We start from the raw sequence: 17141 nt of genomic DNA, 5'->3' as shown, positions 1-17141 counted from the left end.
CTGCGGCAGCTCCTACATGGGTTGTGGGTATGTATGAATAAAATGGAATATGAAAGTGAATAAAAGATATTGTTCGGGAATAAAAAATCCCGGTATTGTCCGCGTCACGCCAGCGATAGCACTTCGCTGGCACTTAAATATCTAGCCGTCGCCACAAGCGACCGTGATTTTCGATAAGGACACTGCATGAAAAAGGTTCTGTTGTTCACCGCACTGGCGGCTGCCCTGACTGCGGGCCTGGCCCAGGCTGGCGAGAAACTGGTGGTAGCGGCAACTCCGATTCCACACGCCGAGATTCTTGAGCTGATCAAGCCAACCCTCGCCAAAGAAGGCGTGGACCTGGAAATCAAAGTCTTCACCGACTACGTTCAGCCGAACGTACAGGTCGACCAGAAGCGTCTGGACGCCAACTACTTCCAGACCCTGCCGTACCTGAAAAGCTTCAACGAAGGCAAAGGCACTCACCTGGAAACCGTGGTCGGTGTTCACGTTGAACCGTTCGGCGGCTACTCGAAGAAAGTCAAAACCCTGGCCGAGCTGAAAGATGGCGCGACCATTGCCATTCCTAACGAAGGCAGCAACAGCGGTCGTGCGCTGATCCTGCTGCAGAAGGCTGGCCTGATCGAGTTGAAAGACCCGAAAAACGCCCTGGCCACGCCGAAAGACATCGCCAAGAACCCGCACAACTTCAAGTTCAAGGAGCTTGAGTCTGCCATGTTGCCGCGTGTGCTGGATCAGGTTGACCTGGACATGATCAACACCAACTACGCGCTGGAAGCGGGCCTGAACCCGGCCAAGGACGCACTGGTGATCGAAGGTGCCGATTCGCCTTACGTGAACTTCCTGGTGGCTCGTCCTGATAACAAGGACAGCGTCGCCATCCAGAAACTGGCCAAGGCCCTGACCAGCCCGGAAGTGAAAGCATTCATCGAGAAGAAGTACAGCGGCGCGGTTCTGCCGGCGTTCTGATTCGCGAGGTAAACCTCTTCAAGGTTTCGAGCGCCGACGGCTAGTAATAGCGTCGGCGTTTTTTTTGCGTCCGCCTTTTTCCGTGGCATACGAGCGGCCTGGGCTAGCAGTTCTGCTAGGTGTGCGAACCCCACGGCAGGTGCAATCTAAGCACGGTACGCAGAGGGGGTTCTGATGACATTAAACACAACGATGTGTCGCTACCGCTACGATGCTCTGGACCAGTTGACTGGTCTTGACCGTGCCGGGCAAGAAAACCTTCAGCGTTTTTACTGTCGCGACCATCTGGTGAGCGAGCTTCAGGGCGGCTCCAGCCAGAGCGTATTGCAGAACGGTGCGCAACTGCTTGCCCTGCAATCGCGCGAATTGGATGCCGTCAACTGCCAGCTACTGACCACTGATCCACAGCGTTCTGTCTTGCAAGTCACCGAGGCTGCCGGATCGGTGCAGCAGACCTATTCCCCCTACGGTAACCGGCGGGTTGAAGGTGGTTCTGGCAGTCTGCTGGGATTTACCGGCGAAGTACTTGATCCGGTGACCGGTCATTATTTGCTGGGCAATGGCCACCGGGCATTCAACCCGTTGTTGATGCGCTTCAACAGCCCTGACAGTTTGAGCCCGTTTGGGCGGGGTGGGCTTAATCCTTATACATACTGTTTGGGCGACCCGGTAAATTTCAGTGATCCGACGGGGCAGTTTGGCGATATTCTCCGTCTAGCCCAGAGCGGCTTGAGTCTGTGGAACACAGGGCTAGGCATGTCCCGTGTCATCCCCTCCTTTAATTTATCCAAGGATGCTTTGATATTGGGAGCAATGAAGAAATTGTCTCCCAAACAGTCCTTTGCGGCACTAAGCACGGTCGTGGCAAGTGGTGCGATACTCACTACATCTGTGATTGGGGTTGGCAGTGCCGTTGCGGTAATCACCGAGGACACTGAGGTGGCCGCAATATTGGGGTATATCGTTTTAGGGCTGACTGTGTTGGCGTTCGTATCGAGAGGAGGGACTTATTGGGCTGCGAAAGACCCCGGGACTGAGAGGGCCTTGAGGGATTTTGTGAAGAATAAGGGGCAGATATTCCCACCGACACCGCCTGCGGCATCCCGTCGTGCCTCCCTGTCTCCCGAGCCCTCGGCCCCGCCACGAAACCAATTCGCGCCTAGGGGTAAACGAACATACGCCGAGAGGTTTCGACCGGAAATTGACCGGCCAATTTTGAAGGCCAAGCGTCGGATTGCAACCGTGAACTCGAACGAGGAAATTCGGCAGACCTGAGATTCTCATTCAGAAGCCTCAATCCGGCCAATACCACGCTGGCTCATCCAGCATCCGCTGCCCGACAATCCCGGTTTGCCCGAGGTTTTTCTCCAGCACGACGCAATTGCACTCAGGATCTTCCTGCAACGCAGAAATCAGGCGCCGCGCATGGGATACTACCCAAACCTGACACTGCTCCGAAGCACGGATAATCAGCCTCGCCAGCGCTGGCAGCAGATCCGGATGCAGACTGGTTTCCGGTTCGTTCAGCACCATCAACGTCGGCGGCCGGGGCGTCAATAGCGCCGCCACCAGCAGTAAATAACGCAACGTCCCGTCCGACAACTCAGCTGCCGATAACGGCCGCAACAATCCCTCCTGATAAAACTCGATAGCAAAGCGACCACCGGCCAGCGGTTCAATGTGCAATCGTGCGCCGGGAAATGCGTCGCTGATCGCGTTACGCAATGCCTCGGGGTCGCCGATTTCGATAATGGTCTGCAACGCTGCCGCCAAGTCTCTGCCGTCATGGTGCAGCACCGGGGTACGTGTGCCCAGTTGTGGTTGACGCACCGGGGCGTCGGCGTCGCTGCGAAAGTGATCGTAGAAGCGCCAGCGTCGGATGAACTCGCGGGTCTCCAATACCTCCGGCGAAGTACGCAGGCTGCCGACCTGATCGAACAGGCTGTCGAAATTCGGCGTGTGTTGCGCCAACACGTCCCAACTGCGGTTGGCCCGAGTGCGGATCAGCGGGCCATCGCGATCCACCAGCAGGCTCGCCGGACGGTAGAACGGCCCGGCCCACAGACACTCGCGCTTGATTTGCGGGTCGAGGCTGAAACGCGACGGGATAGGGGTGCTGTGCCCGGGCAGCATGAAATGGCCGTTGGAGTCGGGCAGCCCCAGGCTGATCGAGTAACCGAAATTTTCTCCGGAGAAGCCCAGTCGCAGGCGCTTCACGCCCTGCCTCACCGTCGCCTCGACCGGCACCTCGCCATTGCGCATGCGTCGGCTGATGGTTTCCGGGCCGGCCCAGAAGGTCGAGTGGAGCCCACCCTCGCGGGCCAACGCATTGACCACGCCGCCTTGGGCTGTTTCCGCCAACAGGCGTAGCGCGCGGTAGAGATTGGATTTGCCACTGCCGTTGGGGCCTGTAATCAGGTTCAGCCGACCCAACGGGATGACCAGTTTATTGATCGAACGGTAGTTGGCCACCGCGAGGGTATTGAGCATGAAGGACGTTCTCTGTGGTCCTGTAGGAGCTGCCGCAGGCTGCGATCCTTTGATCTTGATCATTTAAATACAAAAGATCGCAGCCTTCGGCAGCTCCTACAGAGTAAATGCTGAATTTGCGTGGGCGAAGGTTAATCCCTGTTCTAAGCTCACAGACGAATCGCGCCCGTTGAACGCAAAGGAGTCTGCATGGCTGGTCCCGGATTGAAAATAGCGCTTGGCCTGAGCCTCTTGGCTTTGCTGAGCGCTTGCGACAAAGAGAAGCCCGTCGAGAAGGACCGGCCCCGGGTTTTCGTGCAAGAGGTGAAACTGGCCGACTACGCCGTCAACATCACGTTGACCGGCGACGTCCAGGCCCGGGTGCAGACCGAGTTGTCGTTCCGTGTCGGGGGCAAGATCATCCAGCGTATGGTGGATGTCGGTGACCGGGTTTCGGCCAAGCAGGTGCTCGCCAGGCTCGATCCCAAGGACCTGCAGACCAACGTGGACTCGGCCCAGGCCCAGGTCGTCGCCGAGCAGGCCAAGGTCACTCAGAACGCTGCGTCCTTTGTGCGCCAGCAAAAGCTGCTGCCCAAGGGCTATACCAGCCAAAGTGAATACGACTCCGCCCAGGCGGCCTTGCGCAGCTCCCAAAGTTCGTTGGCGGCAGCCCAGGCGGAACTGGCCAACGCCCGTGAACAATTGAGCTACACCGCGTTGATCGCCGATGCGCCGGGCGTGATCACGGCGCGCCAGGCCGAAGTCGGCCAGGTGGTGCAGGCCACGGTACCGATTTTCAGCCTGGCCCGGGACGGGGATCGGGATGCGGTATTCAACGTCTTTGAATCGCTACTGGCGGAGCCACCGTCGGATAGGTCCGTGGTGGTCAGCCTGCTGGATAATCCGCAGATCAAGACCACCGGGACCGTGCGGGAAGTCACCCCGGCCGTCTCCGAGCAAACGGGTACGGTGCAAGTCAAAGTCACTCTAGGCGCCTTGCCGCCAGGGATGCAATTGGGTTCGGTGGTGAGTGCCACCGCCAATACCCGGGGAAAATCCGCCGTCGAGCTACCGTGGTCGGCGCTGACCAAAAACATCAGCGAGCCGGCGGTGTGGCTGGTGGATGGCGAGGGCAAGGCGCAATTGCACAACGTCAAGGTTGGCCGCTATTTGACCGGTAAAGTCATCATCAGCGCCGGGCTGACCGGCGGTGAAAAAGTCGTCATCGCCGGCGGCCAGCTGCTGCACCCCGGTGTGACGGTGGAAATCGCCGAAAACACCTACAAGGACTTGTCCGTGGGGGTTGCGCCATGAAGCGTCTGTTACTGGTATTCGCCGGTGTGATGCTGACGGCCTGCTCTAAAGAAGAGCCCGCCCCGGAAATGGTACGTCCGGTGCTGTCGATCATGGTGAAGGCGCTGGATGAGGAAAATCTCGGGCGTTTCGCCGGCAGCATCCAGGCCCGTTATGAAAGCAATATCGGCTTCCGTGTGCCGGGGCGCATTGCCAGTCGCAGCGTCGATGTCGGTGCCGAAGTCGACAAAGGGGCCTTGCTCGCCACGCTCGATCCCACCGACCAGCAGAACCAGCTGCGCTCGGCCGAGGGCAACCTGGCGAGTGTCCAGGCTCAACTCATCAACGCCCAGGCCAACGCCCGTCGGCAGCAGCAATTGTTCGATCGCGGGGTGGGCTCACAGGCGCAGCTCGACAGTGCAATCACCGACCTGAAAACCACCCAGGCCTCGCTCGACCAGGCCAAGGCTGCGGTCAGTCAGGCCAGGGATCAGCTCAACTATGTCGAGTTGCGCGCCGATCACAAGGCGGTGGTCACGGCGTGGAGTGCCGAAGCCGGGCAGGTTGTCACTGCGGGTCAGCAGGTGGTCACCCTCGCGCAGCCGGACATCAAGGAAGCGGTGATCGACCTGCCTGACACCCTGGTCGACCAGTTGCCCGCCGACGTGGTGTTTCAAGTCGCCGCGCAACTGAGCCCGAGTATTGCCACCACGGCCATTGTGCGTGAAATCGAACCCCAGGCCGAAAGTGCAACCCGCACCCGGCGCGCCCGCTTGACGCTGGCCGAGACACCGCCCGCGTTTCGCCTCGGGACGGCGATCAGCGTGACCTTGAAAAGCGCGGTCAAGCCGCGCATCGAGCTGCCCCTGAGTGCATTGCAGGAGGTCGACGGCAAAAACCGCGTCTGGGTCATCGATGCGCAGACGCAAACGGTGTCCCCGCGAGATGTCAGCATCATCAGCCGCACGGACAGCACCGTGGTGTTGGCTGACGATATCAAGGCCGGCGACCGAGTCGTCAGTGCCGGAGTGAACAGCCTCAAGCCGGGGCAAAAAGTGAAAGTCGACGAGGGCAGCCCACAATGAAAGGGAGTTTCAACTTATCCGAATGGGCCCTCAAGCATCAGTCGTTCGTCTGGTACTTGATGTTTGTCTCGTTATTGATGGGCGTGTTCTCGTACCTGAACCTGGGTCGCGAGGAAGACCCGTCATTCACCATCAAGACCATGGTGATCCAGACCCGCTGGCCGGGCGCGACCCAGGAAGAAACCCTCAAGCAGATCACCGACCGCATCGAGAAAAAACTCGAAGAGCTTGATTCCCTCGACTACGTGAAAAGCTACACCCGCCCCGGCGAATCCACGGTCTACGTGTACTTGCGCGACACCACCAAGGCCAAGGACATTCCGGAAATCTGGTATCAGGTGCGCAAGAAGATCGGCGATATTCGCTACTCGTTTCCCCAAGGCATTCAGGGCCCGTCGTTCAACGACGAGTTCGGTGACGTGTTCGGTTCGATCTACGCCTTTACCGCCGACGGCCTGTCGTTGCGCCAGTTGCGCGACTACGTCGAGCAGGCGCGCGCCGATATCCGCGGTGTGCCAGGACTGGGCAAGATCGAGATGGTCGGCCAGCAGGACGAAGTGCTCTACCTGAATTTCTCGACTCGCAAACTGGCGGCGCTGGGCATCGACCAACAGCAAGTCGTACAAAGCCTGCAGACCCAGAACGCCGTGACCCCGGCCGGGGTGATCGAAGCGGGTCCCGAGCGGATCTCCGTGCGCACCTCCGGGCAGTTCATTTCCGAGCAGGACCTGGCCAACGTCAACTTGCGGCTCAATGACCGCTTCTATCGACTGGCCGACATTGCCGACATCCGCCGCGGTTACGTCGACCCGTCGACCCCGGAGTTTCGCTTCAATGGCCAGCAAGCCATTGGCCTGGCCATTGCCATGCAAACGGGCGGCAACATCCAGGACTTCGGCAAGGCCCTGCACCAGCGCATGAGCGAATTGACAGCCGATCTGCCGGTAGGCGTCGGCGTGCACAACGTGTCCGATCAGTCTGTCGTGGTGGAAGCGGCCGTTGGCGGGTTCACCAGTGCGCTGTTCGAAGCCGTGGTGATCGTGTTGGTGGTCAGCTTCATCAGCCTCGGCGTGCGCGCGGGTCTGGTGGTGGCGTGCTCGATCCCGCTGGTGCTGGCGATGGTGTTTGTGTTCATGGAATACAGCGGCATCACCATGCAGCGGATCTCCCTCGGCGCATTGATCATCGCCCTCGGACTTTTGGTGGATGACGCGATGATCACCGTAGAGATGATGGTCTCGCGCCTGGAACTGGGCGAAACCAAGGACCAGGCCGCGACCTTCGCCTACACCTCGACCGCCTTCCCGATGCTCACCGGTACACTGGTGACGGTGGCGGGTTTCGTACCCATTGGCCTCAATGGCAGCTCGGCCGGTGAGTACACCTTCACCCTGTTTGCGGTGATTGCCGTGGCCATGTTGGTCTCGTGGGTTGTCGCAGTGTTGTTCGCCCCGGTGATCGGCGTGCACATCCTCAGCACCAATGTGAAGCCGCACTCGGCAGAGCCCGGGCGCCTCGGGCGGGCCTTCAATGGCGGCCTGCTGTGGAGCATGCGCAATCGCTGGTGGGCGATCGGCATTACGGCGCTGCTGTTCGGGTTGTCGGTGGTTGGCATGCGCTTCGTGCAGAACCAGTTCTTCCCGGCCTCGGATCGCCCGGAAATCCTCGTGGATCTGAACCTGCCGCAAAACGCCTCGATCGATGAAACCCGCAAAGCCGTGGACAAGCTCGAAGCGACGCTCAAGGGTGACCCGGACATCGTGCGCTGGAGTACCTACATCGGCCAGGGCGCGATTCGTTTCTACCTGCCCCTCGACCAGCAACTGCAGAACCCTTACTACGCACAGCTGGTGATTGTGAGTAAAGACTTCGAGACGCGTGCGGCCCTCAGTGACCGCCTGCGCGAACGCCTGCGCAAGGACTTCGTCGGCATCGGCAGTTTCGTCCAGGCGCTGGAGATGGGCCCACCCGTGGGGCGGCCGATCCAGTACCGTGTCAGCGGTCCGGACATCGACCAGGTGCGCAAGCACGCCATCGATCTGGCCAGCCAACTGGACAAGAACCCGCACATCGGCGAAATCATTTTCGACTGGAACGAGCCCGGCAAGGTGCTGCGCGTCGACATCGCCCAGGACAAGGCGCGCCAGCTCGGCTTGTCGTCCGAAGACGTGGCGAACCTGATGAACAGCATCGTCAGCGGCTCGACGGTGACCCAGGTCGACGACGACATTTACCTGATCAACGTGGTCGGGCGCGCCGTGGACGCCGAGCGGGGTACACCGGATACCCTGCAGAACCTGCAGATCCTCTCTCCGGGCGGCACCTCGATCCCACTGCTGGCGTTTGCCTCGGTGCGCTACGAACTCGAGCAACCGCTGGTGTGGCGTCGCGACCGCAAACCGACGATCACCATCAAGACGGCGGTAGTCGGAGATATCCAGCCAACCGACCTGGTGACACAGCTCAAGCCGGACATCGTGAAGTTCGCCGCCACATTGCCCGCCGGTTACAAGGTCGCCACGGGCGGTACGGTGGAGGAAAGCGCCAAGGCCCAAGGGCCGATCAACAAGGTCGTGCCGTTGATGGTGTTCCTGATGGCCACCTTCCTGATGATTCAGTTGCACAGCGTGCAGAAGATGTTCCTGGTGGCCAGCGTTGCGCCGCTGGGCCTGATTGGCGTGGTGCTGGCACTGGTGCCGACCGGAACGCCGATGGGCTTCGTGGCGATCCTTGGCATCCTGGCGCTGATCGGCATCATCATCCGCAACTCGGTGATCCTGGTGACCCAGATCGACGCATTCATAGCCGAAGGTTCTTCACCCTGGGATGCCGTGGTGGAAGCCACCGAACATCGTCGGCGGCCGATCCTGCTGACCGCGGCGGCGGCGAGCCTGGGCATGATCCCGATTGCCCGGGAGGTGTTCTGGGGGCCGATGGCTTACGCGATGATTGGCGGGATCATTGTCGCCACCTTGCTGACGCTGCTGTTTTTGCCGGCGTTGTATGTGGCCTGGTACAGGATTCGCGAACCGAAGAAAGAAGGGCGGTAAGGCGAGCGCTGCGCGCTCATCGCCAGCAGGCTGGCTCCCACAGTTGACCGCGTTGGTACACACAACTCGATCCCTGTGGGAGCCAGCCTGCTGGCGATGGCGTCAGTTAGCACAGTACAAATTCAAGGCTTTATACCTTACGCCAAACACTCGCCAACCAAGGCTGCTGCTCGCGCGGCAGCCCCGCCGGCCGGTAGTAATGCTCCAGCTCCACAAACCCCGCTTCAGTCAGCAACTGCTGCCACGTGTGAAGATCGTGATACGCCCCATACCGAGGCCCGTTCCAGCCTTCCTGGTTCTCGCCACGGGGATTGGAACTGAACAGCACACCACCGGGCTTCAACGCCGCGCGCAACTCCTTCAAGACCCGGGGCAACTCCTGGCGCGGGACGTGAAACAACACCGCATTGGCAAAAATCCCGTCGAAGCGCTCGTTCGGCAAATCCAGCTTCAGGAAATCCTGCTGCCAGACCTCGCAACCACTGTCCTCCCGGGCCATCTGCGCAAACTTTTGCGAGCCATCGAGGCCGACTGCCGTGTGGCCCAAGCGCGTAAAGGTCTGCAGGTCACGACCGGGACCACAGCCAAAATCGAGAATGTCGAACGGTGGCTGGCCTTGAATGTGGCGCAACAGGGCATCGATATTCTGGCTGACATCGTGATCGCGGGTCCCTTCCCGGAAACCTTCGGCCACCGAGTCGTAATGCCCCAGAGTCGTGGAAGTGATCTGCTCGAGGTCGGCGGGAGTCTGTTTCATGGTCGGCTGCGCGTCTGATGTGAGTCCGCCAAATATACGCCATTCGCCGGCAAGCCTGGCTCCTACGGATCACGCGGTCATCTGTAGGAGCGAGCGGGCGGCGATCCGACTTGCCCGCGAAGGCGATTTCACTGACTCAACCCTTTTTCATCCCCAGGCACTCGATGGAGTGATCCACCATCGCCTTGGCGATCTCCAGCAAATGCCAAACCGAGAACACCATTGCACGGTCGGCGCCCTTGAGATGGTCGCCACATTGATACGCCGTGACCGAGGCGCAGCGCAGCAGGTCGGCAATGTAGAGTAGGGTGTCTTCGAAGCTCACGTCTTTGCTGACGTTGTAGAACCGTAGTTCGTCGGGCGGGGAGGGTTGATCGCCGGTGAGGTAGAAATCAATGGCGCGGTAGAGCGCTGATCGATCCCTGAGTGGGTCTTCGGTGGAGGTTTCGGGGGGTGGATCGGGGACTGATCTTTCCATGTGTTGCTCCTATTGCTGCATGGGAGCCGACACTTCTCGCCTACTAAACGATTGGGTGGCGGCTGTACGCAGGTTAGTAGGCCGGTCAATAGGAGAAACCGGTGCACCCGAAGGTACCCCACGCACAGCCACCATATTTCACACTCGGCAAAAAAATGCCGGACATGAGCATGGAATCGCTATGCGCCTATTGTTCCGGGCTACTAAACCCGATCACTGTTGAACAGTGACGGACCGAGACTAACCACGGAGTTTGGCAGGCGCAAGCGAGCGGAATAATCTAGGAAACGTCCTGCAAAGGAAAGGGATTGAGCCTTCAGAATTGCCGATTTTCTTGTACGAAATGTCGCCAAGAGCTAGCGTTTGTTCAATCCCCGAGCCAACCGATCCCCACCCAATTGAATCACCGCCACCAACGCCACCAGCAACACAATCACCGTCAGCATGATCTGGCTATCAAAGCGCTGGTACCCGTACCGATAGGCAATGTCCCCCAATCCACCCGCGCCAATCGCCCCGGCCATGGCCGATGAGTTGATCATCGTCACCAGCGTAATCGTAAATCCTCCGACAATCCCCGGCAGAGCCTCAGGCAACAACACATGCCAGACGATATGCCCGCGCCGGCAGCCCATGGCTTGCGCCGCTTCGATCAAGCCGTGATCGACCTCGCGCAAGCTGACTTCAGCGATGCGTGCAAAGAACGGTGTGGCAGCGATGGTCAACGGCACCACCGCCGCCCAAACGCCGTACGTGGTGCCGACGATCAACCGGGTGAACGGAATCAACGCCACCATCAGGATCAGGAACGGAATCGAGCGAAACAGGTTCACGAAGGCCCCCAACGCACGGTTCAGCGCCGGGGCTTCGTAGATGCCACCCTTGGAGCTGGTGACCAGGATCACCGCCAGCGGAATGCCCGCCAGCAGTGCGATCAACGACGACACGCCGACCATGAGAAAGGTGTCGATGAAGCCTTGCAGCAAGCGATCAAACCACATAACCCAACACCTCTACCTGTTGCGCCCAGTGGCCGGCGCGTTGACGCAATTCTTCCACGCCCAGGGGTGAGCCCGTCACGGCCAGCAGCAATTGCCCAAGGACGTGCCCTTGAATCCGCTCCACGCCGCCCTGCAGCAAGCGCACGCGGCCACCGAGTGCACTGAACAGCGCGGCAAGGTCCGGTTCGGCGTGGGCCGTTCCGGTGAATTGCAGGCGCAGTACCACCGCGTCTTCCGTGGACTGCGGTTGTGGATGCAAACGGCTTTGCAGTTCTGGCGGCAGGGCGTGTTGCAAGGGCGCGAGCAAGGTCTTGCTGACCTCATGCTGCGGGTTGCCGAAGACTTCCCAGACGGGCCCCTGTTCAACGATTCGTCCATGTTCAAGGACCACGACGCGATCACAGATCTCGCGGATCACCGCCATTTCATGGGTGATCAAAATGATCGTCAGGCCCAGGCGCTGATTGATCTCGCGCAGCAGGCCGAGGATCGACTGCGTGGTCTCCGGGTCCAGTGCCGAAGTGGCTTCGTCGCACAGCAGGATCGCCGGGTCGTGAACCAGCGCGCGGGCGATGCCGACGCGCTGTTTCTGACCGCCCGACAGTTGCGCCGGGTACGCCTTGTGCTTGGCTTGCAGGCCAACCAGTTCCAGCAGTTCACGAACCTTTTGCTCGCGCTTTTCCTTGGGTACGCCGGCGACTTTCAGCGGCAACTCGACGTTCTGCCAAACCGTCTTGGCGGACATCAAGTTGAAGTGCTGGAAGATCATGCCGATGCGCCGACGCAACGCCACCAGACGGTCTTCATCGAACTCGCCGATGTCCACTTGATCGATCAGCACTCGACCCGAGGTCGGTTGCTCGAGGCGGTTGATGGTGCGGATCAGCGACGACTTGCCGGCGCCGCTGCGGCCAATGATGCCGAACACTTCACCGCGTTGGATCGCCAGGTCGATGCCTTGCAGCGCCGCCACCGGTCCTTGCTTGCCATCGTAGGTTTTGCCCAGGCCGATGAAGCGCACGTGAGCACGGTTCAGGTCCGGATGCAGTTCGGTCTGTTCGGCTTTCTGAGGCTCTGGAATATCCAGTCGCCGTTGGATCGCGGCCGTCATGCTCAGCTCTCCCAACCGGCTTGGTACAGCTTGCCGTGGGCTTTATCCAGGGCGGCGCGAACGGCCGGCGAGTGCTGGTAGATGTCGACGAACTTGATCAGGCGCGGGTCGGTTTTGCTTTTCGGCTGGATCACGAACTGGATCACGTATTCCTTGTGGTCGAGGCCGTCGAACAGCAGGGCAGAACCGGCGTCGAAGGTTTTCGCCAGGCGGATGTAAGCGGGGTAGCCCTGGACGAGATCGGCGTCGTCATAGGCACGGACCAGTTGCACGGCTTCGACCTGGAGGATTTTGATTTTCTTCGGGTTGGCGATGATGTCTTCTTCGGTGGCTTTGTAGCCAACCCCCGGTTTGAGGGTGATCAAGCCGGCCTTGGCCAACAGCTGCAAGCCACGCCCGCTGTTGATCGGATCGTTGGCGATGGCGACGCTGGCGCCTTGGGGCAGCTCGTCGAAGCTTTTGTATTTCTTCGAGTAGAGACCGACGTTGTTGATGATCCCCGGCGCGAAGGGCACCAGGTCAAACCCGGAGGCGTTCCTGGCGTTTTCCAGGAACGGGATGTGCTGGAAGTAGTTCACGTCGATGTCGCCGGCGGCGAGGCTGACGTTGGGCGCGATCCAGTCGGTGAATTCCACCAGTTCAACTTTCAGGCCTTGTTTGCCTGCCTCTTCTACGGCCGCTTCCAGAGGAATGGCGAAGGCGGCGGTGGTGCCGATTTTCAGGGGCGCGTCGGCGGCGAACACCGCGGAGCTGAACAGGCCGAGGGCCAGGGCCAGTGCTTTGACTGGGTGGGTCAGGAGTTTCTTGGTCATGTTGGTTATTCCAGTCAGTGCATAAGATATTTGGTGTTTGGTCGGGCCTCATCGCTGGCAAGCCAGCTCCCACAGAGATTGTGTGAGCACCCGAGAACCCTGTGGGAGCTGGCTTGCCAGCGATGCTTTTAGCGTCTGAACGCCGACCCCGTATGTTGCTCAGGCAAATGCGCCCCTTCGTGAAACAGTTTTTCGCGCAAAGAGCCATCGTCGTAAGCGGTCTTGTACGACCCACGCCGCTGCAACTCCGGAATCACCAGATCAATGAAATCCACATAGCTTTCCGGCGTAACGATGCGCGTCAGGTTGAAGCCGTCCAGGCCGGTTTCGGCGATCCAGGACTCCAACTCGTCGGCCACCTGTTCGGGCGAACCGACCACGGTGACGTAGCGCCCACCGAGGGCGTGTTGTTCCAGCAATTTGCGTCGGGTCCAGTCGTTGTTTTGCAGGTTTTTGGTCGCCGACTGGATCGCATTGCTCTTGACGTACTGGATCGGTTCGTCGATGGCGTATTCGGAAAAGTCGATGCCGGTAGACGCCGAAAAATGCGCCACGCCGGCCTCGGCGCTGGCGTAGCTCAGGTACTCGGCGTGCTTGGCCCAGGCGAGTTCTTCAGTGGCGCCGACGATCACGTTCAACCCCATGAACACCTTGATGTCCTCAGGATTACGCCCGGCCTCGACGGCGCTGGCGCGGACCTTGTCCACCTGAACCTTGGTCGACGGCTTGTTCTGGCCGCTGATGAATACGCACTCGGCATGGCGCCCGGCGAACAGCAAACCGCGATCGGAACTGCCCGCCTGGAACAGCACCGGCGTGCGCTGCGGTGACGGTTCGCACAGGTGGTAACCCTCGACCTGATAGAATTCGCCCTTGTGCGCGACCTTGTGCACTTTTTCCGGCGCAGCGTAGATGCGCTGCTGCGGATCGTTGAGTACCGCGCCGTTTTCCCAACTGCCTTCCCAGAGTTTGTAGAGCACCTCCAGGTATTCATCGGCCTGGTCGTAGCGGCGGTCATGCTCGACTTGTTCGCTCAGGCCCATGGCCTTGGCCGCGCTGTCGAGGTAGCCGGTGACGATGTTCCAGCCCACGCGACCGCGACTCAGGTGATCCAGCGTCGACATGCGCCGGGCGAACAGGTACGGCGGCTCGTAGGTGAGGTTGGCGGTGAGGCCGAAGCCGAGGTTTTTCGTCACCGCAGCCATCGCCGAAACCAGCAGCAACGGGTCGTTGACCGGCAACTGGATCGACTCTTTGAGCGGCACGTCCACCGAGTTCTGGTACACGTCATAGACGCCGACGATGTCGGCGATGAACAAGCCGTCGAACAGCCCGCGTTCCAGCAACTGTGCCAGTTCGGTCCAGTATTCGATCGTCTTGTACTGGGTCGAGGTGTCCCGTGGATGCGTCCACAAGCCATGGTTGATGTGCCCGATGCAGTTCATGTTGAACGCGTTGAGCAGAATCTTCTTTTTCGCCTCGGCCATCAGATGGTCCCCCGCAGTGGCGGGTTTTCATCGTTGAGGTAGTAGTTGCCGACCGCGTGGTATTTCCAGCGAACCGGGTCGTGCAGGGTGTGCACCCGGGCGTTGCGCCAATGGCGATCCAGGCCGTGCTCGATCAGGGTGGCCTGGCTGCCGGCCAGTTCGAACAAGGTGGTGCCGGCGGCGAGGGAGACTTCGGTGCTGATAGCGCGCGCTTCGGCGACGGCGATCGACGCGGCGGCAACGCTCTCGGCGCTGGTGTCGGCCTGGGCCTTGTCGAGGAATTCACCGGCGCGTTCGAGCAAGGCTTCGGTGGCGTGCAGGCGAATGCTCAAGTGCCCGAAACTCTTGAGGGTCAGTGGGTCGTCGGTGGCTTTTTCATGGGTGGCGTCGATCCACGGCCGGGTTTTGCTGCGCACGAAATGCAGCGCATCTTCATAGGCCGCGCGGGCGATACCGGTGTCGATAGCGGCGTGGAGAATCTGCGCCAGCGGGCCGACAGGTGTCGGACGCTCGAAGGCTGTCTGGAACGGGATCACGTCTTCGGCAGCAACGTAGACATCTTCGAATACCACCGAGCCGCTGCCGGTGGTGCGCTGGCCGAAGCCGCTCCAGTCGTCGATTACCGTCAGGCCTTTGCTGTCGCGCGCAACGAACGCCAATTGCTGCACACCGTTTTCATCGATCACCGAGGTCGGAATGCGCTGGGCGTAAATCGCCCCGGTGGCGTAGAACTTGCGGCCGTTGATGCGATAACCGCTGCCATCGCTTTTCAGGCTGGTGACGCGATCATGGGCGGTTTTAGTCCCCAGTTCTGCCAGCGCATTACCGAAGCGCTGGCCAGCCAGTACTTCGGCGTACAGGCGCTTTTTCTGCGTTTCGCTGCCGTTCACGCGCAACACTTCCAGCGCGTAGAAATGATTCTGCGGGATTTGCCCGAGGGAGCCATCCGCCTGGGCGATCAGTGCGATGACCTTGGCCAGGGTGACGTTGGAAACACCGGCTCCGCCGTATTCCTTGGGCACGCTGATGCCCCACAGGCCCGAGCGGGAAAACACTTCCAGCTCCGGGTGCGGCAAACGGCGTTCGCGGTCGCGCAGGGCGCTGTCGCGTTTGAAATCTTCGGCCAGGTCGCTGGCGACAATCAGGGCTTGCTCATCGCTGGTAATGACCGCGACGGGGTGAGAAAAAGTCATAAGTTTCTCCAGATGTCTGGTCGTTAAATCCAGGAATGACGAGCCGGCAAAGTGCCGTTCAGGTAATAGGCGCCAACCGCGTGATACTTCCAGCGCACCGGGTCGTGCAGGGTGTGCACCCGGGCGTTGCGCCAGTGGCGGTCGAGGTTGAATTCGGCGAGGGTGGCGCGACTGCCGGCGAGCTCGAACAGCTTTTCGCTGGCCAGCAACGAGATCTCGGTGGTCAACACTTTTGCTTCGGCGACGGCAATCGAAGCGCGGGCGGCGGACTCGGCGGTGAGCGGCGCGGCGCTCACCTGGTCGAGCACCTGCCCGGCCTTGCGCAGCAACGCTTCGGCAGCGTGCAATTCGATTTTCAGCTTGCCGATATCGGCGATGACGTACAGGTCATCGCCGGCCCGTTCAACGTTGGCGTCGACCCATGGCCGTGCGCGGGTTTTCACGAACTCGATGGCGTCATCAAGGGCGCCCCGGGCGATGCCGGCATCGATGGCGGCCTGGATCAACTGCGAAACCGCACCCTGAGTATTGGGCGTGTCGTTGATCTTCCAGTTATCCACCACCCACTCTGCGTCGACCCGCACGTTGTTCAGCAAGATGGTGCCGCTGGCGGTGGTGCGCTGGCCGAAACCGGACCAGTCATCGACGATGCGCAGCCCCGGCGTACCGCGACGAACGAAGGCCAGCACTTGCTTGCCGTCGTCATTGAGCGCCTTGACCGCGACCCAGTGCGCGAACAACGCGCCGGTGGAATAAAACTTCTGTCCGTTGAGGACAAAACCATCGCCGTCGGCGGTGATGCGGGCCTTGAGTTCCAGGGTGTTTTTAGCGCCGCGTTCGGGTCCGGCATTGCCGATTCGCCAGCCTTCCAGAACGCTCTTGAACAGCTGTTTTTTCTGCACCTCGGTGGCGCTGCCGAGCACCAGGTTGAGGATGCCGAACTGGTTCTGTGGAATCTGCCCCAGGGCCGGGTCCGCCGCGGAAATGATCGCGAAGACCTCGGCCAGGGTGACGAATGAAACCTGTGGGCCACCGTACTCGCGGGGAATGGCGATGCTGCCCAGACCGCTTCGGGTGAATTGTTCGATTTCCGACCACGGCAGCTTGCGCTGCCGGTCGCGCCTGGCTGCTTGCAGGCGCGCGACTTGCGCCAGTTCGTGTGCGGCCTTGATGGCTTGGGCGTCGTTGCGCAGCACTTGCGCGGGCAACAACAATGGGGCGATGTCCAGGTCACTCTGGACGATTGCATCAGCCAGACTGGACATCAGTGCCACTCCTTGGCTACACGCAATGCCCTGGCGATCTGCACTGGGGTGATTGTGTTCCGGACCATACCTACCTCACATCTCATGAAAACGCCGCGGGGTGCGGCGAACGAAAACAAGAATGTCCGGTGGTCCGGTTTATATACCCTAAACGTGTATAAATACTTTTTG

At 60.4% G+C, this 17141-nt stretch carries 14 protein-coding genes; 5 read left to right on the top strand and 9 right to left on the bottom strand.

Features of this window, described 5'->3' with window-relative positions:
* Window positions 1-186: 186 nt before the first annotated feature.
* Complete coding sequence (locus PMI35_RS21305; RefSeq protein WP_008057641.1) at window positions 187-969, top strand: MetQ/NlpA family ABC transporter substrate-binding protein; 783 nt, start codon at window positions 187-189, stop codon at window positions 967-969.
* A 174-nt stretch (window positions 970-1143) separates the two neighbouring features.
* Window positions 1144-2244 (top strand): RHS repeat-associated core domain-containing protein, encoded by a 1101-nt coding sequence (locus tag PMI35_RS33295; RefSeq protein ID WP_008057639.1) that lies wholly within the window; start codon window positions 1144-1146, stop codon window positions 2242-2244.
* Window positions 2245-2262: 18 nt separating this feature from the next.
* On the opposite strand, the gene PMI35_RS21310 is transcribed toward PMI35_RS33295, so the two are convergent.
* Window positions 2263-3459 carry an AAA family ATPase gene (locus PMI35_RS21310; protein WP_008057637.1) on the bottom strand — a complete coding sequence of 399 codons (1197 nt, stop codon included), beginning with the start codon at window positions 3457-3459 and terminating at the stop codon, window positions 2263-2265.
* A gap of 189 nt (window positions 3460-3648) precedes the next feature.
* Between PMI35_RS21310 and PMI35_RS21315 the strand changes: the two genes are divergently transcribed.
* Genes PMI35_RS21315 through PMI35_RS21325 form a run of 3 tightly spaced genes read left to right on the top strand, consistent with a single transcriptional unit; the run spans window position 3649 to window position 8866 of the window.
* Window positions 3649-4752, top strand: a complete 1104-nt coding sequence (locus PMI35_RS21315; RefSeq protein WP_008057636.1) for an efflux RND transporter periplasmic adaptor subunit — start codon at window positions 3649-3651, stop codon at window positions 4750-4752.
* A complete protein-coding gene (locus PMI35_RS21320; protein WP_008057635.1) occupies window positions 4749-5816 on the top strand; it encodes an efflux RND transporter periplasmic adaptor subunit in 1068 nt (355 codons plus the stop codon). The genes PMI35_RS21315 and PMI35_RS21320 overlap by 4 nt, the downstream gene beginning before the upstream one ends.
* Complete coding sequence (locus tag PMI35_RS21325; protein ID WP_008057634.1) at window positions 5813-8866, top strand: efflux RND transporter permease subunit; 3054 nt, start codon at window positions 5813-5815, stop codon at window positions 8864-8866. Before PMI35_RS21320 ends, PMI35_RS21325 begins: the two co-directional genes overlap by 4 nt.
* 130 nt (window positions 8867-8996) lie before the next feature.
* On the opposite strand, the gene PMI35_RS21330 is transcribed toward PMI35_RS21325, so the two are convergent.
* The 8 genes from PMI35_RS21330 to PMI35_RS21365 form a co-directional block, all read right to left on the bottom strand.
* The gene (locus PMI35_RS21330; RefSeq protein ID WP_008057632.1) at window positions 8997-9623 is read right to left on the bottom strand and encodes a class I SAM-dependent methyltransferase; all 627 of its coding nucleotides are present in this window, start codon (window positions 9621-9623) and stop codon (window positions 8997-8999) included.
* A gap of 136 nt (window positions 9624-9759) precedes the next feature.
* Entirely contained in the window at window positions 9760-10101 is a 342-nt protein-coding gene (locus tag PMI35_RS21335; RefSeq protein ID WP_008057631.1) for a DUF6124 family protein, read from the bottom strand.
* A gap of 356 nt (window positions 10102-10457) precedes the next feature.
* Complete coding sequence (locus PMI35_RS21340) at window positions 10458-11102, bottom strand: methionine ABC transporter permease (protein ID WP_008057629.1); 645 nt, start codon at window positions 11100-11102, stop codon at window positions 10458-10460.
* The gene (locus tag PMI35_RS21345; protein ID WP_008057626.1) at window positions 11092-12213 is read right to left on the bottom strand and encodes a methionine ABC transporter ATP-binding protein; all 1122 of its coding nucleotides are present in this window, start codon (window positions 12211-12213) and stop codon (window positions 11092-11094) included. The genes PMI35_RS21340 and PMI35_RS21345 overlap by 11 nt, the downstream gene beginning before the upstream one ends.
* A gap of 2 nt (window positions 12214-12215) precedes the next feature.
* Window positions 12216-13025, bottom strand: a complete 810-nt coding sequence (locus tag PMI35_RS21350) for a MetQ/NlpA family ABC transporter substrate-binding protein (RefSeq protein WP_008057624.1) — start codon at window positions 13023-13025, stop codon at window positions 12216-12218.
* Window positions 13026-13153: 128 nt separating this feature from the next.
* Window positions 13154-14512, bottom strand: a complete 1359-nt coding sequence (locus PMI35_RS21355) for an LLM class flavin-dependent oxidoreductase (protein WP_008057623.1) — start codon at window positions 14510-14512, stop codon at window positions 13154-13156.
* On the bottom strand, window positions 14512-15705 hold the full coding sequence (locus tag PMI35_RS21360) for an SfnB family sulfur acquisition oxidoreductase (RefSeq protein WP_008057621.1): 1194 nt from the start codon (window positions 15703-15705) through the stop codon (window positions 14512-14514). Before PMI35_RS21360 ends, PMI35_RS21355 begins: the two co-directional genes overlap by 1 nt.
* Before the next feature lie 23 nt (window positions 15706-15728).
* On the bottom strand, window positions 15729-16970 hold the full coding sequence (locus tag PMI35_RS21365; RefSeq protein WP_008057619.1) for an SfnB family sulfur acquisition oxidoreductase: 1242 nt from the start codon (window positions 16968-16970) through the stop codon (window positions 15729-15731).
* Window positions 16971-17141 lie beyond the last annotated feature (171 nt).

This window comes from Pseudomonas sp. GM78 (genome assembly GCF_000282475.1).
In the GTDB taxonomy this organism is placed as follows: domain Bacteria; phylum Pseudomonadota; class Gammaproteobacteria; order Pseudomonadales; family Pseudomonadaceae; genus Aquipseudomonas.
The sequence above is the reverse complement of the archived record's forward strand: the minus strand, read 5'-3'. Positions and strand labels throughout refer to the sequence as shown.

Coding starts and splice junctions, on each gene's coding strand:
- PMI35_RS21365 (WP_008057619.1), bottom strand. CDS start 16,970: ATGTCCAGTCTGGCTGATGCAATCGTCCAGAGTGACCTGGACATCGCC.
- PMI35_RS21320 (WP_008057635.1), top strand. CDS start 4,749: ATGAAGCGTCTGTTACTGGTATTCGCCGGTGTGATGCTGACGGCCTGC.
- PMI35_RS21330 (WP_008057632.1), bottom strand. CDS start 9,623: ATGAAACAGACTCCCGCCGACCTCGAGCAGATCACTTCCACGACTCTG.
- PMI35_RS21310 (WP_008057637.1), bottom strand. CDS start 3,459: ATGCTCAATACCCTCGCGGTGGCCAACTACCGTTCGATCAATAAACTG.
- PMI35_RS21325 (WP_008057634.1), top strand. CDS start 5,813: ATGAAAGGGAGTTTCAACTTATCCGAATGGGCCCTCAAGCATCAGTCG.
- PMI35_RS21305 (WP_008057641.1), top strand. CDS start 187: ATGAAAAAGGTTCTGTTGTTCACCGCACTGGCGGCTGCCCTGACTGCG.
- PMI35_RS21315 (WP_008057636.1), top strand. CDS start 3,649: ATGGCTGGTCCCGGATTGAAAATAGCGCTTGGCCTGAGCCTCTTGGCT.
- PMI35_RS21355 (WP_008057623.1), bottom strand. CDS start 14,512: ATGGCCGAGGCGAAAAAGAAGATTCTGCTCAACGCGTTCAACATGAAC.
- PMI35_RS21360 (WP_008057621.1), bottom strand. CDS start 15,705: ATGACTTTTTCTCACCCCGTCGCGGTCATTACCAGCGATGAGCAAGCC.
- PMI35_RS21340 (WP_008057629.1), bottom strand. CDS start 11,102: ATGTGGTTTGATCGCTTGCTGCAAGGCTTCATCGACACCTTTCTCATG.
- PMI35_RS21345 (WP_008057626.1), bottom strand. CDS start 12,213: ATGACGGCCGCGATCCAACGGCGACTGGATATTCCAGAGCCTCAGAAA.
- PMI35_RS21350 (WP_008057624.1), bottom strand. CDS start 13,025: ATGACCAAGAAACTCCTGACCCACCCAGTCAAAGCACTGGCCCTGGCC.
- PMI35_RS21335 (WP_008057631.1), bottom strand. CDS start 10,101: ATGGAAAGATCAGTCCCCGATCCACCCCCCGAAACCTCCACCGAAGAC.
- PMI35_RS33295 (WP_008057639.1), top strand. CDS start 1,144: ATGACATTAAACACAACGATGTGTCGCTACCGCTACGATGCTCTGGAC.